At 65.5% G+C, this 21,679-nt stretch carries 21 protein-coding genes; 6 read left to right on the top strand and 15 right to left on the bottom strand.

Translation table 11 applies throughout. The features are described from left to right. Window positions 1–76 precede the first annotated feature (76 nt). From ACFO5X_RS10595 to ACFO5X_RS10570, 6 genes are all read right to left on the bottom strand, one after another. The gene (locus tag ACFO5X_RS10595; RefSeq protein WP_380717407.1) at window positions 77–394 is read right to left on the bottom strand and encodes a 4a-hydroxytetrahydrobiopterin dehydratase; all 318 of its coding nucleotides are present in this window, start codon (window positions 392–394) and stop codon (window positions 77–79) included. After that, on the bottom strand, window positions 394–1,581 hold the full coding sequence (locus ACFO5X_RS10590) for a GNAT family N-acetyltransferase (RefSeq protein ID WP_380717406.1): 1,188 nt from the start codon (window positions 1,579–1,581) through the stop codon (window positions 394–396). The genes ACFO5X_RS10595 and ACFO5X_RS10590 overlap by 1 nt, the downstream gene beginning before the upstream one ends. A gap of 47 nt (window positions 1,582–1,628) precedes the next feature. Next, window positions 1,629–2,396 (bottom strand): glycerophosphodiester phosphodiesterase family protein, encoded by a 768-nt coding sequence (locus ACFO5X_RS10585; RefSeq protein WP_380717404.1) that lies wholly within the window; start codon window positions 2,394–2,396, stop codon window positions 1,629–1,631. Continuing rightward, entirely contained in the window at window positions 2,393–2,851 is a 459-nt protein-coding gene (locus tag ACFO5X_RS10580) for a RidA family protein (RefSeq protein ID WP_380717403.1), read from the bottom strand. The genes ACFO5X_RS10585 and ACFO5X_RS10580 overlap by 4 nt, the downstream gene beginning before the upstream one ends. Window positions 2,852–2,925: 74 nt before the next feature. After that, entirely contained in the window at window positions 2,926–4,224 is a 1,299-nt protein-coding gene (locus ACFO5X_RS10575; RefSeq protein WP_380717402.1) for an HlyD family type I secretion periplasmic adaptor subunit, read from the bottom strand. Then, window positions 4,221–5,918 carry a type I secretion system permease/ATPase gene (locus ACFO5X_RS10570; protein WP_380717401.1) on the bottom strand — a complete coding sequence of 566 codons (1,698 nt, stop codon included), beginning with the start codon at window positions 5,916–5,918 and terminating at the stop codon, window positions 4,221–4,223. The genes ACFO5X_RS10575 and ACFO5X_RS10570 overlap by 4 nt, the downstream gene beginning before the upstream one ends. 231 nt (window positions 5,919–6,149) lie before the next feature. Between ACFO5X_RS10570 and ACFO5X_RS10565 the strand changes: the two genes are divergently transcribed. Next, window positions 6,150–6,935, top strand: a complete 786-nt coding sequence (locus ACFO5X_RS10565) for an MlaA family lipoprotein (RefSeq protein ID WP_380717400.1) — start codon at window positions 6,150–6,152, stop codon at window positions 6,933–6,935. Beyond that, entirely contained in the window at window positions 6,925–7,533 is a 609-nt protein-coding gene (locus ACFO5X_RS10560; RefSeq protein ID WP_380717399.1) for an MlaC/ttg2D family ABC transporter substrate-binding protein, read from the top strand. Before ACFO5X_RS10565 ends, ACFO5X_RS10560 begins: the two co-directional genes overlap by 11 nt. Before the next feature lie 69 nt (window positions 7,534–7,602). Here the strand turns inward: ACFO5X_RS10560 and ACFO5X_RS10555 are convergent, their stop codons facing one another. Then, window positions 7,603–9,828, bottom strand: coding sequence for a transglycosylase domain-containing protein (locus ACFO5X_RS10555; RefSeq protein ID WP_380717398.1), 2,226 nt, complete (start codon window positions 9,826–9,828; stop codon window positions 7,603–7,605). Window positions 9,829–10,083: 255 nt separating this feature from the next. Between ACFO5X_RS10555 and ACFO5X_RS10550 the strand changes: the two genes are divergently transcribed. Beyond that, a complete protein-coding gene (locus ACFO5X_RS10550; protein WP_380717397.1) occupies window positions 10,084–10,422 on the top strand; it encodes a P-II family nitrogen regulator in 339 nt (112 codons plus the stop codon). A gap of 30 nt (window positions 10,423–10,452) precedes the next feature. After that, the gene (locus tag ACFO5X_RS10545) at window positions 10,453–11,790 is read left to right on the top strand and encodes an ammonium transporter (RefSeq protein ID WP_380717396.1); all 1,338 of its coding nucleotides are present in this window, start codon (window positions 10,453–10,455) and stop codon (window positions 11,788–11,790) included. 75 nt (window positions 11,791–11,865) lie between these two features. Here the strand turns inward: ACFO5X_RS10545 and ACFO5X_RS10540 are convergent, their stop codons facing one another. From ACFO5X_RS10540 to ACFO5X_RS10520, 5 genes are all read right to left on the bottom strand, one after another. Continuing rightward, window positions 11,866–12,450 carry a glutathione S-transferase family protein gene (locus ACFO5X_RS10540; RefSeq protein ID WP_380717395.1) on the bottom strand — a complete coding sequence of 195 codons (585 nt, stop codon included), beginning with the start codon at window positions 12,448–12,450 and terminating at the stop codon, window positions 11,866–11,868. A 61-nt stretch (window positions 12,451–12,511) separates the two neighbouring features. Continuing rightward, window positions 12,512–13,540: a DNA polymerase III subunit delta gene (holA, locus tag ACFO5X_RS10535; RefSeq protein ID WP_380717394.1), complete on the bottom strand. Its 1,029-nt coding sequence runs from the start codon at window positions 13,538–13,540 to the stop codon at window positions 12,512–12,514. Beyond that, complete coding sequence (gene lptE, locus ACFO5X_RS10530) at window positions 13,537–14,022, bottom strand: LPS assembly lipoprotein LptE (protein ID WP_380717393.1); 486 nt, start codon at window positions 14,020–14,022, stop codon at window positions 13,537–13,539. The genes holA and lptE overlap by 4 nt, the downstream gene beginning before the upstream one ends. After that, a complete protein-coding gene (gene leuS, locus ACFO5X_RS10525; RefSeq protein WP_380717391.1) occupies window positions 14,009–16,600 on the bottom strand; it encodes a leucine--tRNA ligase in 2,592 nt (863 codons plus the stop codon). The genes lptE and leuS overlap by 14 nt, the downstream gene beginning before the upstream one ends. An 82-nt stretch (window positions 16,601–16,682) precedes the next feature. Continuing rightward, a complete protein-coding gene (locus tag ACFO5X_RS10520) occupies window positions 16,683–17,207 on the bottom strand; it encodes a DUF3576 domain-containing protein (protein ID WP_380717390.1) in 525 nt (174 codons plus the stop codon). A gap of 375 nt (window positions 17,208–17,582) precedes the next feature. Here ACFO5X_RS10520 and ACFO5X_RS10515 point away from each other — a divergent pair, with 375 nt between their 5' ends. Together ACFO5X_RS10515 and ACFO5X_RS10510 are read left to right on the top strand one after the other, a co-directional pair. Beyond that, the gene (locus ACFO5X_RS10515) at window positions 17,583–18,656 is read left to right on the top strand and encodes a porin (protein ID WP_380717389.1); all 1,074 of its coding nucleotides are present in this window, start codon (window positions 17,583–17,585) and stop codon (window positions 18,654–18,656) included. Between the two features lie 107 nt (window positions 18,657–18,763). Then, the gene (locus tag ACFO5X_RS10510) at window positions 18,764–19,411 is read left to right on the top strand and encodes a YggS family pyridoxal phosphate-dependent enzyme (protein ID WP_380717388.1); all 648 of its coding nucleotides are present in this window, start codon (window positions 18,764–18,766) and stop codon (window positions 19,409–19,411) included. A gap of 18 nt (window positions 19,412–19,429) precedes the next feature. On the opposite strand, the gene ACFO5X_RS10505 is transcribed toward ACFO5X_RS10510, so the two are convergent. The 3 genes from ACFO5X_RS10505 to ribA form a co-directional block, all read right to left on the bottom strand. Beyond that, complete coding sequence (locus tag ACFO5X_RS10505; RefSeq protein ID WP_380717386.1) at window positions 19,430–19,924, bottom strand: L,D-transpeptidase family protein; 495 nt, start codon at window positions 19,922–19,924, stop codon at window positions 19,430–19,432. Then, a complete protein-coding gene (locus ACFO5X_RS10500; RefSeq protein ID WP_380717384.1) occupies window positions 19,921–20,379 on the bottom strand; it encodes a DUF2267 domain-containing protein in 459 nt (152 codons plus the stop codon). Before ACFO5X_RS10500 ends, ACFO5X_RS10505 begins: the two co-directional genes overlap by 4 nt. A gap of 112 nt (window positions 20,380–20,491) precedes the next feature. Then, entirely contained in the window at window positions 20,492–21,583 is a 1,092-nt protein-coding gene (ribA, locus tag ACFO5X_RS10495; RefSeq protein WP_380717382.1) for a GTP cyclohydrolase II, read from the bottom strand. Window positions 21,584–21,679 lie beyond the last annotated feature (96 nt).

The raw sequence follows: 21,679 nt of genomic DNA, 5'->3' as shown, positions 1-21,679 counted from the left end.
TGCTGCATCGCGGCGGTGCACGCAAAGTGCACGCCCTGTGCACGGGTTGTGCATCACCGGATCTGCTGCAGCTGCATCATTCCTCGACCGCCTCCGCCACCGGCGCGAGCGCGTCCATCTTGCGGGCCAGCTTGGCGTCCAGCGCGCTCAGCCCGTTCACGTCATGGGTCGCCAGGACCACCTTCACCGACTTGTAGACGTTGAACCACTCGGGATGGTGGTTCCATTTCTCGGCCCAGAAGGCCACGCGGGTCATCCAGCCGAAGGCATCGACGAAATCATTGAAATGATAGGTTTTCGTGATCGCGTCGCGGCCGTCCACCATCTTCCATCCCGCTTGGAAGAGCGGTTTGAGCAAGGGCCCACGCGTCTCTTCCGACAGTCTTTCGGTCATTATTCCTGTTCCTCTACCTCAATATGCCTGAACGGGCCGTAACTGGTCAGCACGTCGATCTCCTCCTCCACCGCGGCCCGCTCGGCCTCGAGAAACCGGGCCACCGCCTCGGCAAAGCCCGGATCGCCGATCCAGTGCAGCGAATGCGTCTGCGTCGGCAGATACCCCCGCGCCAGCTTGTGTTCACCCTGCGCCCCGGCCTCGACGCGGGCCAGCCCATGCGCCAGAGCAAAGTCGATGGCGCGGTAATAGCACAGTTCGAAATGCAGGAAGGGGTGATGCTCCACACATCCCCAATAGCGCCCGAACAGCGTCTCGCGCCCGATGAAGTTCAGCGCCCCGGCCACCGCGCGCCCGTCGCGCTCGGCCAGAACCAGCGCGATATCCCCGCGCAGGGTCTCGTGCGCGATGTCGAAGAAGGCGCGCGTCAGGTAGGGCGTGCCCCATTTGCGCGAGCCGGTGTCCTGATAGAACCGCCAGAAGGCATCCCAATGCTCGGGCTCGATCTCGTCCCCGGTCAGGGTGCGGATGGTGCCGCCGAAGTCCGCCGCCCCCTCGCGTTCCTTGCGGATGTTCTTGCGCTTGCGCGACGACAGGCTGGCGAGGAACCCGTCGAAATCGCCATAGCCCTCGTCCTCCCAGTGGAACTGCTGCGAGGCGCGCGCCATCAGGCCCATGGCGACTCCCGCCTCGGCCTCTGCCTCGGTGCAGAAGGTCGCGTGGATCGTCGAGATGTCATTGGCATCCGCCACCCGCACCGCGCCTTCCAGCAGGGCGGGCATCCCGATCGCCTCGTATCCCGGACGCACCAGAAACCGGCGCCCCGTCGCGGGGGTGAAGGGCACGGCGATCTGCAGCTTGGGATAGTATCGCCGTCCGGCGCGCTCAAAGGCATGGGCCCAGGAATGGTCGAAGATATACTCGCCCTGGCTGTGGCCCTTGGCATACATCGGGGCGCAGGCCACGGTCATCCCATCGGCGCTGGCCACCAGATATTGCGGCTGCCACCCGGTCCCGCGCCCGACCGATCCGCTGTCTTCCAGCGCCTTCAGAAACCGGTGCGTGGTGAAGGGATCAACCGGCCGCCCGCCGTCGGCGGCCTCGGGGCAGGCGCAGGCGTCCCACTCTTCCGCCTCGATCTGCGAGAGAGAGCCGAGCACCCGGATTTCGATCTGTGCCTGGTCCATGCCGTCCTCGTCGCACCCCTCCTTATCTGGGTTGCCACGCGCCGCGATCAAGCCGGAAGAGCCGCCAGATACCCCTCAAAGGTGACGTTGTCGGCAATCTTGCGCGCCTCTGCCTCTGCTTCGGGCGATCTGATGGTCCAGCACAGGATCGGCACGCCGGCCGCCTTCAGCTCGGCCACCCGCGGCCGCCCCAGATCGCGCGCCTCATGGCTGATGAAACAAGATCCCGTGCGCTCGAAATCCGGGATTTCCCGCAGCCTGTCACAGGTCGCCTTGTCCAGCGGCCAGTCCTCCGGGTCATAATCCGATGTGGTGATGCCCCTGGGCAGGCCGGGCAACAGCTCCGCCATCTCGGCCACCGCATGCGGGTTGAACGACATCAGCGCCACCGGCCCGTCATAGCCCGCCAGCGCCGCCGCCGTGGCCGCGCCCAGCCCGCCGATATCCGGGCCCATCGCGCCGTCCTGATCCTTCAGCTCAATCAGCAGCGGCACGCGGCCCCCGACCAGCTCCAGCACCTCGGCCAGTGTCGGGATGCCCTCGCCATCGCTATGCAGAAGGGCAATGCGCCCCAGCTCGGCGGCGGTGCGCAGGCGCAGCGCACCCTTTTCCCCGGTCAGCCGCTCCAGATCGTAATCGTGCAAAACCATCGCCTGCCTGTCGGCGGACAGCTGCAGATCCATCTCGATGCCATAGCCTGCCGCGATGGCCGCGCGGATCGCCGCGCGGCTGTTCTCGGGGCGCTTGTCGGCTTTGTCGTGCAACGCCCGATGGGCGATGGGAAGCTGCCGGAAAACCGAGGGAAGCGTCGTCATTTGATCTGGAAAATCCCCTCGATCTCGACTGCCACGCCCAGCGGCAGCGCCGCCGCCGACACGGCCGAGCGCGAATGCCGCCCGGCGTCGCCCAGCGCCTCGACCAGGAAGTCGGACGCGCCGTTGATCACCTTGGGCTGGTCCTTGAAATCCGGGGTCGAGTTGACAAAGCCGGTCAGCTTGACCACCCGGACCAGTCGGTCGATGTCGCCGCCGCAGGCCGCCTTGACCTGCGCCAGCAGGTTCAGCGCACAGCTTTTCGCCGCCGCCGCGCCCGCCGCGACATCCATGTCCTCGCCCAGTTTTCCGGTGATGAACCCGCCCGGCTTGGTCGAAACCTGCCCCGAGACATAAACCATGTCGCCCACCTGAACGTAGGACACATAGTTCGCCGCCGGCGCCGATGCCTCGGGCAGGGTGATGCCAAGATCGGCGAGTTTGCTTGCGATGCTCATGGGGTGGGCTCCTTCTTGCGCGTGACTGTCGCGCGGAACCTACCCGTCCGGGCCCGCCGGGAAAAGGCCTAAGCCTATTCCCGGAACGCCTTGGTGAAGTAATCCGCCATCGGTTTGACCAGATAGCCCAGCGGCGAGCGATCCTGCGTGCGCAGGAACGCCTCGACCGGCATCCCGGGAATCAGCGTCGCGCCCTTGGGCAGACGGTCCTGTTCGCCGTCGTTCAGCTTGATCTCGGCCCGATAGAAGGACAGGCCGCGATCCTGGTCCTCGAAGGCGTCGGCCGAAATCTGCGTGACCGTGCCGAAGAGTTCCGGCGTCTCGCGCTGGTCGAAGGCCGAGAACCGCAGCGCGACCTCCTGGCCGACAAAGATCTTGTCGATGTGAATCACCTCGATCCGGGCGGCGATGACCAGCGGGCGGTCCTGCGGCACCAGATACAGCACCGGCTCGGCCGCGCGGATGACCGAGCGGGGGGTGTGCACCTGCAAACCATAGACGATGCCCGACACCGGCGCCGTGATATCCAGCCGCGACAGCCGTTCCTGCAGCGACCGCCGCTGTTCCGCCAGCTCAAGCTCGCGGTATTGCAGGTCGCGCAGGCGGGTGATCGCATCCTCGCGCTGGCGGGTGCCGATCTTGAGCACCTCGATGTCGATCTCGGTGATCCGCCCCTCCGCCTGGGCCTGCGAGGCGATCAGCTCGCCCAGCGAACCCTCCAGGTTGGCGGCGGTGCGCTGCAGGTTCAGCACGGTTCCGGCCTGCGCCAGCCCGCGGTTCAGCAGCGACTGCTGGTTGTTCAGTTCGACCTCGATCAGTTCCAGCTGCCGCCGCATCGACTTCTGCTGCGCGCCGATCCCGACGATCTGGTCACGGATCTGCCCGCGCCGCTTGTCCAGTTGCTCGACTTCCCGCTCGACCGATTCCTTGCGGGCGACGAACAGGCGCTGCTGGCCGTCCACCAGTTCGGCCACATCGGGGTTCTTCGCGGCGGCCTCCATCAGTTCCTTGTCAAAGACGATGGTGTCGGCCTCGTCACGCTCGGCCTCCAGCCGGCCGCGCCGGGCGCGCAGCTCGAACAGTTGGCCTTCGGCGATCAGCAGATCCGAATGCAGCAGCTGCGAATCGAGTCGGATCAGCGTCTGGCCGACCTCGACCTGATCGCCCTCCTTCACCAGGATCTCGGCCACCACGCCGCCGTCGGGGTGCTGCACCACCTGGCGGTTGCGGTCCACTTCGATCCGCCCCGACGAGATGATGGCGCCGGAAATCTGCGAGACCACCGACCATGTCCCGAACCCGCCGATCAGAACCAGCAGGGCGATGACGCCGGTCAGAACCTGACGCCGGGCGGACCAGGGTGTATCGCTCATCGCACGCCCCCCATCGCCGTGGATTTCTGCAGTTCCTCGTGGTTGGCCACCATCTCGCGCAGCACCTTCTCCTTGGGTCCAAAGGCGGCGCGGGTGCCCTGGTCAAGCATCAGCAGGGTGTCGCATTCCTGAATCGCGGCAGGCCGGTGGGCCATGATCAGGCAGGACCGGCCCTCGGCCTTGAGCGAGCGGATCGCATGGTTCAGCGCCTGCGACCCCTCGTTGTCGAGGTTCGAGTTCGGCTCGTCCAGGATCACGATCACCGGATCGTCGTACAGCGCGCGCGCCAGGGCGATCCGCTGCATCTGCCCGCCGGACAGCCGCCCGCCACCGGCCGTCACCTTGGTGTCATAGCCATCGGGCAGGCGCAGGATCATGTCATGCGCGGCGGCCTTCTTGGCGGCGGCGACCACCTTCTCGGGGTCGGGCGTCGGGCTCAGCCGGGCGATGTTCTCGGCCACCGTGCCGTCGAACAGCTGCACCCGCTGCGGCAGATAACCGATATGCGTGCCCAGCACGTCGGGCGCATATTGATCCAGCGCAGCACCATCCAGCCGAACGATCCCCCCTGCCGGTCGCCAGACGCCGGTCAGGGCCCGCGCCAGCGTCGATTTCCCGGCGCCCGAGGGGCCGATCACACCCACCGCCTGGCCCGGTTCGACGCGGAAACTCACGGTCTTCAGAGAGGCGCGGTTGTCGCCCGGCGGCACGATGGTCAGCGACTGCACATCCAGCAGCGCGCGCGGCTTGGGCAGGGCGGTGCGCGGCTGTTCCGCCGGCACCTTGTCCAGCAGATCGGCCAGGCTGTTCCAGCCCTTCACGCCGCGCTGCACCAGCGCCCACTGGCCGATGGCCATCTCGATCGGGGCCAGCGCGCGGCCCATCAGGATCGACCCGGCGATCATCGCGCCGCCGGTCATCTCGTTCTGCAGCACCAGATAGGCGCCCAGGCCCAGCATCGCGGATTGGAGGAACAGCCGCAGCGTCTTGGTCATCGACGAAAAGGACCCCGACACGTCGTTGGCCACGACCGTCTGCTGCAGCGACGTGTCGCGCGCGACCTTCCAGCGGCGGAAGGCGGCGCCACGCATACCCATCGACTGGATCATCTCGGCCTCGTTCCGGATCTCCTCGGACATGAGCGAGGCGCGGTGCGAGGTCATGTTGGCCTGCATCATGGGCCGGCGCGAGAAAATCTGGTTCAGAAAAGTGATCAGGACCAGCAGCGCCCCGCCGCCCAGCGCAAGAAAGCCGAGCCAGGGGTGAAACAGCATGATCCCGGCCAGGAACACCGGCGTCCAGGGCAGATCGAAGGCTGCCATCAACACCGGCGAGGCGATCAGGCGCTGAACCGCCTCGAGATCCGCCAGACCGGTCTGCGCCGCGGGATCCTGCGCCACGGCCGACCGGCGGATCATCGCGTCGAACACCCGCTGGTCCAGCGCGGCCTGAAACCGTGCGCCGACGCGCGCCATGATTCGCCCGCGGGTGTGGTCGAGGATCCCCATGATTCCGTAAAGGAACACCACCAGCAGCGAGAGCGCGACCAGGGTCGCCTCCGACCGGCTGCCCAGCACCCGGTCATAGACCTGCAGCATGTACAGCGGTCCGGTCAGCATCAGCATGTTGGCGACAAAACTGAACAGGCCGACAAACCAGTACAGCGCGCGCCCCTGCCGGCGCGCGTTGCGCAATTCTTCCCGTCCGGGACTGTGCTTAACCACCTACTCGGCCCTTCGTTTTTTGTGCATCTTGCGCCCGATCCGGCGATTCTATCAGGATGAGGACGCCGATGGCAGCCTCTGTATGTTTCATTCCCGCCACAAATTCATTAAGTGACTAGTCAATAACTGTGAACCGCGTGGCTTTGCCCTACATACACAGCCAACGGTCGCGTCGAATCTGTCGAGTGGACAATTGATAGTATGAATCCAAAGTTGCAACCTGCCCGTCTCGCGATCGCCGCTGTTCTTCTGGCGCTGGTGTCTGCCTGCACCACGCCAGATCGTGTCATGCGCGGGTCAGGGGATGTTTTCGACCCCTACGAGCGGACAAACCGCAAGATCCACGCGCTGAACGTCGGTCTCGATCGCGTCGCCTTCCGCCCGGCGTCCAAGGGCTATGTCACCATCGTGCCCGATCCGATGGTCGAAAGCTTCTCGAACTTCGCCGACAATCTGTCGATGCCCAAGAACATGGTGAACGCCCTGTTGCAGGGCAATCCCAAGCTGTTCGGCCAGGCGCTGGCACGCTTCCTGATGAACACCACCATCGGCTTTGCCGGGCTGGCCGATCCGGCCACCGAATTCGGCCTGCCGACGGCGCAGACCGACTTTGGCGAAACACTCTACGTCTGGGGTGCGCAGGAAGGCGCCTATATCGAACTGCCGGTGCTTGGTCCCTCGACCGAACGCGATGCGGTGGGCACCTTTGTCGACTTTTTCCTCAACCCCATCGGCTATGCCCGCAACCAGCCGGCCGACAACATCACCACCTATGCCGAGATCGTCCAGCGCATGGGCGACCGGGGCAAATTCGCCGATACGGTCGACTCGATCCTCTACGAAAGCGAAGACAGCTACGCCCAGGCGCGGGTGATCTACCTGCAGAACCGGCGCTTCGAACTGGTCGGGGCAGGGGGCGAGACCTATGCTGATCCCTACGACGACGCGTTTCCGGATGACACATACGAGGACCCCTATGCCGAGTAATCTTTTCACCCGCCGTTCCTTCACCGCAACTGCGCTGGGCGCGCTGGCCGTGGCCTTCCTGCCCAGGCCGGTGCTGGCCCTCTCCGAAGCCGGAGCGCGCAAGCTGGTCGACACGCTTGTGGCCGACATCAACCAGGTCATCAGCTCGGGCAAGTCCGAGGCCGCGATGATCAAGGACTTCGAGCGCATCTTCGTGCGCTATGCCGACGTTCCGATCATGGCCCGCTACGCGCTGGGCTCGGACGCCCGCCGTGCATCGGGGGCGCAGATCAATGCCTTTACCAAGGCGTTCCAGCGCTACATCTCGACCAAATACGGCAAGCGCTTCCGCGAATTCATCGGGGGCAAGATCGAAGTGAAGTCGGCGCGTCAGATCAAGGCCGGCTACGAGATCCGGTCGACCGCCTATCTGCAGGGCCAGGCGCCGTTTGACGTGACCTTCCTGGTCTCGGACAAGTCGGGCAAGGATCTGTTCTTCAACATGTTCATCGAAGGCGTGAACATGCTGCTGACCGAGCGGACCGAGATCGGCGCCATGCTCGACAAGCGCAAGGGCAACATCGACCAGCTGATCGCCGACCTGTCTCGCATGGGCTGACCGCTCGGCGCTGTCACAAAACGTCAAACGCCCTTCCCGTCAGGTGAAGGGCGTTTTCGTTTCCGGCGCTCAGCGCTGTGGCTGGGTGACCGCGTTGTTGCTGCCCTGACCGCCGCCGCCCAGCAGGTTCTGCAGGAACCGCTCCACGCCCGAGCCGACGGGGTTGTTCTCCTGCGCGGACGGGTCCAGCATGTCCGACGCACCGGTGGGCGCCATCATCGGCAGGGGCTTGGGTGTCAGCCCCTCGTGCACGCGCACCATGGTTTCGTGGAAGATCTCCGCCGGAAGGCCCGAGCCGGTGACGCCCGACAACGGCGTGTTGTCGTCGTATCCCATCCAGACGCCGGCCACGTAATCCGCCGTGAAGCCGATGAACCAGGCATCGCGCGCCGCCTGCGTGGTGCCGGTCTTGCCGGCCACCTGCCAGCCCGGGATCTGGGCGCGGCGTCCGGTGCCTTCGCTCACGACCTTTTCCATCATCCAGATCAGTTCCTGCGCGGCTTCGGTGCGGATCACCCGCTCGCCGATGCCGCCCTCTGTGCCCATCAGCGGCTCCTTGTCGTCCAGCAGCCGCAGGTCGATCAGCCCGTAGGGCTTGACCGAAGAGCCGCCGTTCAGGATGCCGGCATAGGCGCCGGTCATCTCGATCAGCGTGCTTTCTGACGCCCCCAGCGCCAGCGCGGGGCCCAGCGCCAGATCGCTCTGAATGCCAAAGCCTTCGGCCACCTTGCGCACGTTCTCGCGCCCGACGCTTTCCGAGACCTTGACCACCGGCACGTTCAGCGAATCGCGCAGGGCCTGGGCCAGGGTCACCCGGCCGTAGTGCTGGCGGGTATAGTTGTCGGGGCACCATTGGCCCGATCCGGGGATGTTCATGCAGAAGGGTTCGTCCAGAACCGTATCCAGCGGCGACCGCCCGAGGTCCAGCGCGGTGGCATAGACGAAGGGCTTGAACGACGACCCGGTCTGCCGCAGCGCCTGCGTGGCCCGGTTGAAGGCGCCGGTCACCTTGGTGTCGCGTCCGCCGACCATCGCCCGCACCGCGCCATCGGCAGACATGACGACAATCGCCGCCTGCGCCTTCGACCCCTCCTTGACCTTCTCGGTGAAGATGAACCGCATCGCATCCTCGGCCGCCTTTTGAAGGCGCGGGTCCAGCGTGGTGCGGATGATCACGTCTTCGGTCGTGTTGCGGGTAAAGAACTCCGGCCCGCTCGACATCACCCAATCGGCGAAATAGCCGCCGGCGCGCGCCTCCGCCGCTTCCGACAGCTGGGCGGGATGGGCGATGGCGTCCTGCGCCTGGGCCTCGGTGATATAGCCCTGATCCCGCATAAGCCCGATGACCACCGCCGCCCGGTTCTGCGAGCGTTCCAGGTTGTTGGTCGGCGCCAAAGAGGTGGGCGCGGTCAGCAGACCGGCAACCATCGCGCCCTCAGCCGGGGACAGCTCGGCCGCCGGCTTGTTGAAAAAGCGTTTCGCTGCGGCCTCGGCCCCATAGGCGCCGCCGCCCATGTAGGCGCGGTTGAGATAGATGCCCAGGATCTCGTCCTTGGTATACTTGGCCTCCATCGCCAGCGCATAGACGGCTTCCTTGCCCTTGCGCCACAGAGAGCCGCGGCGGCAGTCGGCTTCGTATTCCGCCTGGTTCTTCCACTCGTTCGGCACGTATTCGACCCCGAGACACAGCAGCTTGGCCGTCTGCTGGGTGATGGTCGACCCGCCATGCCCCGACAGCGGCCCGCGCCCTTCTGACAGGTTGATGCGCACCGCGCTGGCCACGCCCCGCGGGCTGACGCCGAGATGGTGATAGAACCGCTTGTCCTCGGTCGCGATGATCGCGTTCTTCAGATAGGGCGATACCGAATCCGCGGTGACGACGCCCCCGAACTGATCGCCGCGCCAGGCGAAGGTCTTGCCCTCATAATCCTGCAGCGTGACCGATCCGCGCGCACGCCCGTCCAGCAGCGCCGAGGCGTCGGGCAGCGTCGAATAGACATAGGTGACCGCCAGCCCCAGCATGATCGCCACCACCGCGGCGATCCGCCAGGTGATCCGCCAGATCAGCCGCAGGATCCAGCCGATCAGCCCGCCGAAGAACCCGCCGATCCCGCCGCCCGAGCTGCGACTGCGCGGCTTTGCCGTGCGGCGGCCCGCGGTCTTGGCCTTCGGGGCGCCCGGTTTGGCAGGGGCCTTTGATTTCGGCTTGGACGAGGCCGCCGGCTGCACCGCCTTCGCTGCACCATACCGTTTGTCGGCCACCAGAGGTGGGTTGCGCCTCGATTTATCGCTCATTCCAGCCCTGCCCGGCCCTCTTGGATTTTGCGCGAGACTACTCTCTCTCGTTGGGATTGTTGAGGCCCGTTCGTCCGCACACGGATTCGTTTTCAGCTTAAATTTTAAGCATCAACAAATAAACGTGCAAAAATTGTGCAACTTGTCGGACTCGTAGCCGGAACATTGGGCGCAAAATGTTTCCTTTAGCTGCGGTGCAGCGCTTGCTGGCCCCACAGAATGCAGGTGGGGCCTGCGTCATGGAAGGGGACAGAGGTGAAACTCATCATAGCGACAATCAAGCCGTTCAAGCTGGAAGAGGTCCGCGAGGCGCTGACCACCGCCGGCGTGCGTGGCATGATGGTTACCGAGATCAAGGGCTTTGGTTCGCAGTCCGGACACACTGAAATCTATCGCGGCGCCGAATATGCCGTGAACTTCGTTCCGAAAATCAAACTGGAAATCATCGTTTCCGCCGGGATGGCGGACTCTGTGGTCGAGACGATCACCAAGACCGCGCGCACTGGCAAGATCGGCGATGGCAAGATCTTCGTGCTGGACGTGGAACAGGCCATTCGGGTGCGCACCGGCGAGACCGGCGAAGACGCGCTGTAACCGACACCGCAGAGACTGAGGGAAACAGATATGAAAAACGTGAAGACTCTTTTGCTTGCGGCGCTTCCGGCCTTGATGCCGGTTGTGGCGATGGCGCAGGATTCCACTGCCGCCGTCACCGAGGTTGCCGCCGAGACCATGGACAAGGGCGACGTCGCCTGGATGATGACCGCGACGCTGCTGGTGCTGTTCATGCTGCTGCCGGGCCTGGCGCTGTTCTACGGCGGCCTCGTGCGGTCCAAGAACATGCTGTCGGTCCTGATGCAGTGCACCTCGATTGGCGCGCTGATGATGGTGATCTGGGTTCTGTATGGCTATTCCTTCGCCTTCGGCGGCAGCGACAGCGCCTACTGGGGCGGTCTGGGCAAGCTCTTCCTGAAGGGCGTGACGGCCGATTCGATGGCGGCCACCTTCACCGATGGCGTGGTGATCCCGGAATATGTCTTCATCGCGTTCCAGATGACCTTTGCCGCGATCACGCCCGCGCTGATCATCGGCGCCTTTGCCGAACGCATCAAGTTCGGCGCGCTGATGCTGTTCTGCGCCCTCTGGGTCACCTTCGTCTACTTCCCGATCGCCCATATGGTCTGGGATGGGAACGGCATGATCTTCAACTGGGGCGCCATCGACTTCGCCGGCGGCACCGTGGTCCACATCAACGCCGGGATCGCCGCTCTGGTCGGTTGCATCGTGATCGGCCCCCGTGTCGGCTTTGGCAAAGAGAACATGGCGCCGCACTCGATGACGCTGACGCTGGTCGGCGCGGCCATCCTGTGGGTCGGCTGGTTCGGCTTCAACGCCGGTTCGAACCTCGAATCGAACGGCGGCGCGGCTCTGGCGATGATCAACACCTTTGCGGCAACCGCAGGTGCGATCCTGGCCTGGAACGTGATCGAGAAGTTCACCCGCAGCCATTCGTCCATGCTGGGCGCGGCCTCGGGCATGATCGCCGGTCTCGTCGCCATTACCCCGGCCTGCGGCACCGTCGGCCCGGTGGGCGCCATCGTGCTGGGCGCGATTGCCTCGGCGGTCTGCTACTTCTTCGTCGCGGTGGTGAAGAACAAGTTCAAGTATGACGACAGCCTGGACGTCTTCGGCATCCACGGCATCGGCGGCATCATCGGCGCTGTCGGCACCGGCATCTTCACCGCGCCCGGCCTCGGCGGGACCGGCGGCGAAGACTACGTGATGGCGGCGCAGACCTGGATCCAGATCAAGGCCGTGCTGGTGACCATCGTGTGGTGTGGCGTCGTGTCGTTCATCCTGTTCAAGATCGTCGACGCGATCATGGGCCTGAAGGTCTCGGAAGAAGACCAGCGTCAGGGCCTCGACCAGACGAGCCACGGCGAATCCGCCTATACCGCCTGATCGGCCGAAGCTCAGGGACAGTAAAAGGAAAGGCCCCGGCACTGCCGGGGCCTTTTCACGTTCCGACCGGCCGGGTCAGCCCTGCTTGGCGCGCAGGTAAGCCGGGCGCTGGCTCAGCTCGCGGGCATAGGCGCGCAGCACTTCGTTGGTCACCGGAAACTTGGCGATGGCCGCCCAGTTCAGGCAATGCACGGCCAGGATGTCGGCAATCGTCATCGTGTCGCCCATCAGGAACGGCCCCTCGAACCGGTCGGCCAGCCGGTTCAGGTTGCGCTCGAACTCCACATGCAGCCCGGGCAGCACGCTGGGCACGCGCAGCTCTTCCGGCAACAGCCGCGTCATCCGCGCCACGGTCCACAGCACCGCGTCGAACTCATCCAGCAGCAGGTTCGTCAGCGCATCCTGCCGCGCGCGCGCGATCGTCCCGGCGGGGAAGGTCAGCTTGCCATGCTTGTCGGCAAGATAGGTCATGATCGCGGTCGAATCGGTGATCACATCCTCGCCGACCTGTAGCGCCGGGATCTTCCCGCTCGGGTTGACGCCGGCGATCCCGGGGCTGTGCGCCGCCGCCTCGATCAGCTCGTAGGGCTCCCCCAGTTCCTCAAGCAGCCAGAGCACCCGAAAGGCCCTGCTCGCCACCAGACCATAGACCTTGTACATGCGTCACTCCCATTGTTTCGCCAGACTGTTCGCGCGGCCTCGCGGGCCGGTCAAGCCCGATTCAGCGGCGGCCGCCCAGCTTGGCCAGGCGGATCAGCGCGCGTTCGACCAGCGCCATCGCCGGCGCCCGCTGCCCGGCCGAGCGCAGCAAAAGGTCGGTGTCGGTCAGATGGGTCAGTGCCATCTCAAGCCGGTCCGGCCCCCAGTTCTGCGCCTGCCGCACCAGCCGGTCGCGCCGTGCGCCGAACAGCGGCGGGCGCACCTTGCCAGCGCCCGAGGACGCCCCGCCGGGGTCCGAGGCCATGGTATAGAGAATGCGGAAATGCCGCGCCGCGCCGATGCAGAGCGAGACCGCCGTGGTGCCCTGCGCCGTCAGCCGGCGGATCAGCGGACCGATCTCGCCGTCTCTGCCCTCGGCCACCACGTTCAGCACGTCATCCAGCGCGGCCTCGGTGGACTGCGGCGCGCAGGCCGCGATTTCGGCCAGCGTCACCGGCGAGGCATCGCCCAGCTTGTAGAGCGACAGTTTTTCCAGCGTCTGGGCAAAGTCGCCCGGCCCGATATCGGTGGCCAGCGCGGTCAACACCGCCATGCTGTCGTTCGGCACCGCGCCCAGGCCCGCGGTCGCCAGCATCCGCTCGATCTCGGCCCGGCCGGGCGGATCGTCATACAGCCCGACCGCATAGGCGTTGCGATGGCCCTCGAACAGCTTGCGCAGTTTCGACGTCGCCTTGAGCGCACCGGCGGTCACCACGATTTGCGCATCGCCCGGCTTCCAGTCGGTCAGCGCGGCCTCGATTGCGGGGGCCGCCGTGTCATTGGCGTCTTCAACAAAGACGGCGCGCTGGCCGGGGAAGAACCCCTGCGCCTTGACCGCGTCGATCAGCAGCGCCGCGTCCTTGCGCAGATCGGCGCCGGGCATCCGGGTCAGCCGCATCTCTTCATCGGCGCCGGGGCCAAGCAGCGCGCCCAGAACCTGCTGGCGTTTCAGCGACACCCGCATCGCGTCGCCGCCATAGATCAGCAGGCCGGTACGCTCCGGCTCGGGCCGCGCGAAATAGCCGTCGGCGTCACGGGTGGAAAGCTTCATGCCCCAAGGCCGGGCGTCGCATACAGCCGGGTCACGATCTGGTCGGCCAGGATGACCATCAGCCGCTCGCGCGCGTCGGTTTCGGCGGCCAGCGCCTCGACGGTCGAACCGGTGGCGGAATAGCCGGTGAAGTTGCGCACATCGCCTTCGGCCAGTTTCACATCGCTGCCGGCGCGCGTCAGAACATAGGTCGCACGCCCGACCAGGCTGATTCGCGTGATCGCGCCCGAAGCCGTCACCGCCTGACCCTGCGGTTCGACCTCAGTGGTGACGCTCAGATGATAGGCCGGCGTGCCGGCACGGCCCAGCCTGTCCTCCAGCGCGCGTACGATCAGATAGCCGTCCTCGGTATCGACCGGCTCCATGCTGACCTTGCCGTCCAGCGCCCGCCCCGCGCCGCCCGGTCCATAGACGGGACGAAACCCGCAGGCGGCCAGCGCCAGCGGCAGGGCGATCACAAAGCGGCGGCTATACGACGACATTCACGATCCGGCCGGGGACAACGATGATCTTGCGCGGCGTGGCCCCATCCAGCGCCTTCACCACAGCTTCGACTTCCAGCACCGATTTTTCAACCTCGTCCAAGGGCATGTCGGCCGGAACGCTGATTTCCGCGCGCCGCTTGCCGTTGATCTGGATCGGCAGCGTCACGGAATCGTCGAGCAGCATCGCCGGATCGGCCTTGGGCCAGGGCGCGGCGGCCACCAGCCCTTCGCCCCCCAGGATGGCCCAGACCTCTTCCGAGAGGTGCGGGGTCATCGGCGACATCAGCTGCGCCAGAACCCGCATCGCGCTCCATTTCGCGCGGGCCGAGGCCTTGGAGCGGTTCAGCGCGTTGACGAAGGTATAGATGCGGGCGATGGCGGCGTTGAAGCCGAAGCTTTCGATGCCCTTGGTCACCTCGTCGATCATCTTGTGCGTGGTGCGCAGCAGCTCGTCGTCCATAGGGTTCTGGCCCAGCTGATGGGCGTCCATCACCTCTTGCAGGGTGGCGTCGATATCGCCGACGCCCTGATCGCGCTGGTCGGCCAGGTCGCGCGCCATGCGCCAGACCCGGGCGAGGAACTTCGACGTCGCCTCGGCGCCCGAGGCGGTCCATTCCACGTCGCGTTCCGGCGGGCTGTCGGACAGCACGAACCAGCGCGCCGTATCGGCGCCGAAGTCACGGATGATGTTGACCGGGTCGACCACGTTCTTCTTCGACTTCGACATCTTGGCCGAGGGGATGATCTCGACCGGGGTGCCATCGGCCAGCTTGCCGTCGGTGACGTCCTCGGGCAGGTGATAGACCGGGCGGCCCTTGTCGTCGCGGGTCTGGTAGATCTCGTGCGTCACCATGCCCTGCGTGAACAGCGCATCGAAGGGCTCGGCGCATTTCGCCGGCAGGTGGCCGGTGATGTGCATCGCCCGCGCGAAGAAGCGGGAATAGAGCAGGTGCAGGATCGCGTGTTCGATCCCGCCGATATACTGGTCGACGTTCATCCAGTAATCGGCCGCGTCCATCTCGGTCGGCGTGTCCGCATGGGGCGCTGTGAAGCGGGCGAAATACCACGACGAGTCCACGAAGGTGTCCATCGTGTCGGTCTCGCGCTTGGCCGGTTTGCCACAGACAGGGCAGGGCACGTCGCGCCAGGTCGGATGCCGGTCCAGCGGGTTGCCGGGCACGTCGAAGGTCACATCGTCGGGCAGCTTGACCGGCAGGTTCTCCTTCTTCTCGGGCACCACGCCGCAATCCGCGCAATGCACCACCGGAATCGGGCAGCCCCAGTAGCGCTGCCGCGAAAGGCCCCAGTCGCGCAGGCGGAACTTGGTGACGCCCTTGCCCCAGCCCTGCGCCTCGGCAAAGTCGATGGTGGCGTCGATCGCCTCTTGCCCGCTGGCCACGTCGAGTCCGGCAAAGTGGTTGATCCACTTCACCTTTTCTTCCTTCGGCGGGACATAGGCGGTGTCGCCGACCGGCTGCGGATCGGACAGCGATTCAAAGGTGGAAATCACCGGCAGGTCGTATTTCCGCACGAAATCCAGGTCGCGCTGGTCATGGGCCGGACAGCCAAAGATCGCCCCGGTGCCATAGTCCATCAGGATGAAATTGGCGATCCAGACTGGCAGCTGCCAATCCGGGTTCAGCGGATGGCGCACGGTCAGGCCGGTGTCGAAGCCCAGCTTCTCCGCCGTCTCCAGCGCCTCTTCCGTTGTGCCGCCCTTGCGGCAAAGGGCGCGGAACTCCTCGACCTCTGGCCGCGTCTCGGCCAGCGCCTTGGCCAGCGGGTGGTCGGGAGAGATGCCGACGAAAGACGCGCCCATCAGCGTGTCGGGGCGGGTGGTATAGACCTCGATGGGGTCGAAATCCTGAACCGGCTGGAAGGCCATCTGCAGCCCGCGCGACTTGCCGATCCAGTTTTCCTGCATCAGGCGCACCTTGGCGGGCCAGTTGTCCAGCCCGTCGAGCGCGGCCAGAAGTTCGTCGGCCATGTCGGAGATGCGGAAGAACCACTGGGTCAGCTCGCGGCGTTCGACCTCGGCGCCGGATCGCCAGCCCTTGCCGTCGATCACCTGTTCGTTGGCAAGCACCGTCATGTCGACCGGGTCCCAGTTCACCACGGCGTTCTTGCGGGCGACGAGACCGGCCTCCAGCATGTCGATGAACAGCGCCTGCTGCTGGCCGTAGTATTCCGGGTCGCATGTGGCGAACTCGCGGCTCCAGTCGATCGACAGGCCCAGCGGCTTCATCTGCGCGCGCATGTCGGCGATGTTCTGGTAGGTCCAGTCCTTGGGGTGGCCGCCAATCGCCATCGCCGCGTTCTCGGCCGGCATCCCGAAGGCATCCCAGCCCATCGGGTGCAGCACGTTGTGCCCGGTCGACAGCTTGTAGCGCGCGATCACGTCGCCCATCGTGTAGTTGCGCACGTGGCCCATATGGATGCGCCCCGACGGATAGGGGAACATCTCGAGCACATAGTATTTCGGCTTGCTGCGATCGAGCCTGGCGCGGAACAGGCCGGCCTCGTCCCAGGCCTGCTGCCACTTGGTTTCGATGTCCGCTGCGGAATATCGCGACATGCGGTTCAGTTCCTTGAAATGAACGCGCCGGGCGAGAAGGCCCGGCGCCACGTTGGGGGCCTGTTGGGCGAAAGAGCCCGGACTAGAGCTTGCGGTCCTGGATGCGCAGCTGCCGGGCACGGGCCAGAATCGCGTCTTCGATGGCCCGCGCGGTGGCCGGGTTGACCGTCCCGCCGCCCTGACTGTGCAGCGAGACATTCAGCGACCGCGCGTCCAGCGCCGGATCGCGCACATGGACGGTTGCCCGATAGGCCCGTCCGCCGCCCGGCGGGTTGCCGTATCCTGTCACGATCACGCCGGTGAAGGGATCGACCGACTGGACCGGCAGGAAGTTCAGCACATCCAGCGAGGCCGCCCAGATATAGCGGTTCACATTCACGGACTGATCGGCCTTGTTCGGGCCGAAGGCATCCCAGAGGGACGACTTGGAATATCTGCCGGCGCTGCCCTCGCGTCCGGGCTCTGCCGCATAGGTCGCTTCCGAGCCCACGACGACCGGACCCAACAGCCCGCCTCTACGCTCGCCGCCCCGTCGCGCGCCGCAGGCGGCCACGGCGAGGCACAGAGCCAAAATCAGGGTCACCCGCAGGGGCCTATCAAGTGTCATGACGGTTTCCGGTCATTATCGCTATGAAATGTCCTACCCAAGCCCGCTTGAGGGGGCAAGGGCAATGTGCCTTTTGGCGAATCTGGCCCGGTATTAAGATGTATCGTGCGCACGGGGGGCCGTTCCTCGCGCGATGCGGGCGCAACGCCGGAGAACATGGGGAGATCGGGCGTGCCCGCGATCCCCCGCGCCTGAAAAGACCCTTTGGTGCCGGTGCGTTGAACTTACTGTGGCAAAGCTGCACCATTCGCCACGACTTTGCCCCAATCCCGTCCGCGAGCCTTGCCAAAACAGGGGTGAAAGAGCGAAACCGCTGCATATACCCACACCAGATTCTCTGGTTTGGGCGTATGATTTGAAACCGAGGGAAAAACTATGAAAAAGGTTCTCTTCGCTACGACGGCGCTGATCGCTACCGCGAGCATGGCCGCCGCCGAAGTCAAGATCAGCGGCTACGGCCGTTTCGGTCTGGATTACAACGATCGCAACGCTGTCTCCGGCACCAACGGTATCGGCGCGCCTGCGAACGGTATCTCGGAAACCACCATCACCAGCCGTCTGCGTCTGCAGTTCGACATGTCGACCGAAACCGACGGTGGCGTGACCCTGGGTGCCCGTTTCCGTGCACAGGCCGAAAGCCGTGACAACGTCGCTGGCACCGCTGGCTTCAACGGCGCCCGCTTCTATGCAAGCTACGGCGGCTTCACCCTGGGTGTCGGCAACATCATCGGCGCCATCGAAGGTATGCCGGGCCTGTACCTGGAAACCAACTCGGCCGGTATCGGCATCGACGGCGCTGGCTTCCACAGCCTCGTGACCAACGTCAACAACTCGTTCTTCGACTGGGACGCGTATGACTCGGTCGGCGCTGGCGCAAACGGCATCGAAGTCCTGTACAAGTCGGGCGCCTTCGCAGCGCACATCTCGTACTCGGAAACGAACGCACGTGCTGCAACCTTCCGCTTTGACCCGACCACCGGTCTGGCCGTTCCGGTTCCTGCAACCCCGCGCACCAACCGCACCGCGGCCAACGTTGCCTACACCTTCGGTGACTGGACTGCCGCTCTGGCCGTTCAAAGCTCCGACCGTATCGGCGAAGACAAGACCGTCTTCACCATCGCAGGCAACATCGGCCAGTTCGGCGTTCGCTTCGCAGCTGCTGACAACGACGGCATCAAGAAGTACGGTATCTATGGCAACATGGACATCGGCACCGCCTCGAACATCCTGCTGTTCGTGACCTCGGAAGACGCAGCTGACGCCGGTGCAATCGCACAGGGCCGCGACAACCGTGACTCGACCGCTGGTAACGACACCGGTGGCGAAGGCGAATCGTATGGTATCCACTACGCCTACGACCTCGGCGGCGGCGCTTCCTTCGAAGCCGGTGCTGTCCGTTCGTCGAACGACCAGACCCAAGTTCAGGCCGGTGTGTTCTTCAAGTTCTAACTTGAAACACACGCTTGACGCGTGAATCTGGGCGGGTCTTCGGACCCGCCCTTTTCTTTTCCGGCGTCCTGGTGTTTGCCTGCACCGCAAAGACAGGAGGCGAAGATATGTCGCTTGGCGAGATAAAAGACAGGATTTCCGCGGCAGAGCTGAAGGCGGGGCGGCGCGACGGATCGGTCACGCTTATTGCCGTGTCGAAGATGCAACCCAATGCACGGGTCGAGGCCGTTCTGCTGGAAGGCCAGCGGGTGTTCGGCGAGAACCGGGTGCAGGAAGCGGCAGGCAAGTGGCCGGCATTCCGGGAGCATTACGAGGGCATCGAACTGCACATCATCGGACCGCTGCAGACCAACAAGGTGCGCCAGGCGATCGAGCTGTCGCAGGCGATCCATTCGGTGGACCGGCCCAAGCTTGCCAGCGCCATCGCGCGCGTGGCTCAGGAAACGGGGTCGTGCCCGGAGCTGTTCATCCAGGTGAATACCGGGGAAGAGATGCAGAAGGCAGGCATCCTGCCGGCCGGAGCGGACGGGTTCATCTCCGACTGCCGGCGGATGGATCTGCCGGTCGCCGGGCTGATGTGCATTCCGCCGGTGGACGAGGAGCCCTCGATGCATTTCGCCCTGCTGGCCAAGATTGCCGCGCGGAACGGGCTTGAGGGGCTTTCCATGGGGATGAGCGGCGATTTCGAGTCCGCGATTGCCCTCGGTGCGACCCACGTTCGGGTCGGATCGGCCATCTTCGGCGAGCGGAAGTAAGGGAATTCCTCTCCTCTCCTAGCGCACCACCACACGCGTCCCCGGCACCGCCTTGGGCGCGATGGCATGCAGGTCCGCGCGCGAGAATGCGACGCAGCCGGCCGTAGGGAAGCAGCGCCGGCGCCACTGATGCAGGAAGATGGCCGAGCCGCGGCCGGGCTCGGCCTCGGGCCAGTTCCAGTCGGTCACCAGAACCAGGTCATACATCGGATCGGCGCGGCGCATGGCCTCGTGGCTGAAGCCGTGCGGCGCCCGGACAAGCTGGTTGTAAGCCGGATCGCGGATATCGTCCGACCACAGATCGCGTGGCCCGATGGGGATGGCCCAGGGCGCGGGGGCGGGCAGACGGTCGGGCCGATAGAACATGCCGACGATGTGGTGAACCCCACGCGGGGTTGCGCCATCGCCCTCGCGCTTGGTCCCGGAAAGGCCGCCGCGCCCGATGGTGCAGGGCCACACCCTGCCAAGGAAACGCAGGCCGGTGGGTGTCAGGATCATGTCGTGCGGGCTCATCGGAAACCGGGCTCCAGTTCGGCGGGGTCGGTCACGTCCACATCCCAGAACCAGCGGCCTTCGGGCGGAAGTTCCGCCAGCGCAAAGGCGAAATCGCGCGGCAGAATTGCGCGCCGGACGGCCCAGGCGGTGGCCTCGATGCAATTGTCGGGGGTCAGATTGTGGTTCTGGCGCACAAGCTGGGCCTCAAGCGTCATGGTCGCGCGGTCGGCGAAAGGCGGCGGTGCGGTTTCGGGGCGCCAGCCCGCCACAAAAATCGCGCGGGGAATCGACGGAAGATAGGTCGCAAAGCCAAGACCCTGCACCGCTGTCAGCCGCCGGCGAAAGACCTGAAACACTCCGTCGACGGCAGTATAGGCCGAGTTGTCGGAAACAAGGTTCATCCGGTCCCGCAGATCGTCGAGAAAGGCGCGGTATTCCTGCGAGGCGTGGCGATAGGTCCAGGGCTGGGGCACGAGGGTTGTCCAATTGTAGGCTGAGCACCACTACACCCGAAATCCCCGCCGGCGGGAACCCCGGAGGCAGCGTCACGTTGACCCTCAGCAACCGCCAAGGAGAACGGGAGACTTAAAGGATATGCCCCGATTTCTTCGCCTTGGTGTCGAGATACTTCGCGTTCAGCGGGTTGAGGCCGACCTTGAGCGGCACCCGTTCGGCTACGGCGATGCCGGTCTTTTCCATCATCGCCACCTTGGCCGGGTTGTTGGTCAGCAGCCGGACCGAAGAGAACCCCATCGATTTCAGGATATCGGCGCCAAGGCGGAAGTCGCGTTCGTCATCCTCGAACCCAAGGCGGTGATTGGCCTCGACCGTGTCGAACCCCTGATCCTGCAGCGCATAGGCGCGCATCTTGTTGGCCAGCCCGATGCCGCGCCCCTCCTGATTGAGGTACAGCAGGACGCCGCTGCCTTCGTCGCCCATGTGCTGCAGCGCCGCCCGCAGCTGCGGCCCGCAGTCGCATTTGAGCGACCCGAGCAGATCGCCGGTAAAACAGGCCGAGTGCAGGCGGGCCAGCACCGGCTTGGCGCGGTCGGGGCGCCCGATTTCGACCGCGTAATGCTCTTCGCCGCCGTCGTCGGGGCGATAGATGTGCAGCCGCCCGGCCTCGGACACCGACAGCGGCAGGCGGGCGTTGACCACGGGGTGCAGCGGGCTGCGGTCCAACAGATGTTCACGCGCGGCGGCCAGCGAGATGCGGGTCAGGCCGTTGTCGGCGGCAAAGCGCGCGGCATCGGCCAGAGGCGCCGTCACCATCGCCGGCAGCAGCCGCGCCGACTTGGCCAGCTGGATCGCCAGCCGGTGCAGGGCGGCGTCCCCGTCGCGCTGGCTGACCAGCGGGCCCTTCATCGGCGTGGCAAGATCGTCTTCAGGATCGGCCAGCGCCGCGATCCAGGCGAGGCCGGTGTCGTCCGGCAGCCGGATGCGGGCAAGATCGCCGTCATAGGCGCGCGCCTTCAGCGTTTCGGCCCGACGGGCTGTGATCGCCACGGTCAGGTCGGGGGACAAAGCGCGCAGATCCGCAAGCCTCTGGGCGCTCAGCGTTTCGGCGGCGGCGGCGACGATCCCCTTGGCGCCATCCTGCAACACCACGGGCAGGCCCATGCGCAGATCGGCCCGCGCACGCGCGAGCAGTTCGGTGATATCGGGCATGAACGTCATCGGCGGCCAAAGTCCTGGCTGAATCGGTCACTTGCTACGCGGATTTCGCAGCAATGTGAAACATTTCCCCCATTCCGGACACGACGGCGTGAAAAG

This window comes from Seohaeicola nanhaiensis (assembly GCF_042654245.1).
Classification (GTDB): domain Bacteria; phylum Pseudomonadota; class Alphaproteobacteria; order Rhodobacterales; family Rhodobacteraceae; genus Seohaeicola_A; species Seohaeicola_A nanhaiensis.
The sequence above is the reverse complement of the archived record's forward strand: the minus strand, read 5'-3'. Positions and strand labels throughout refer to the sequence as shown.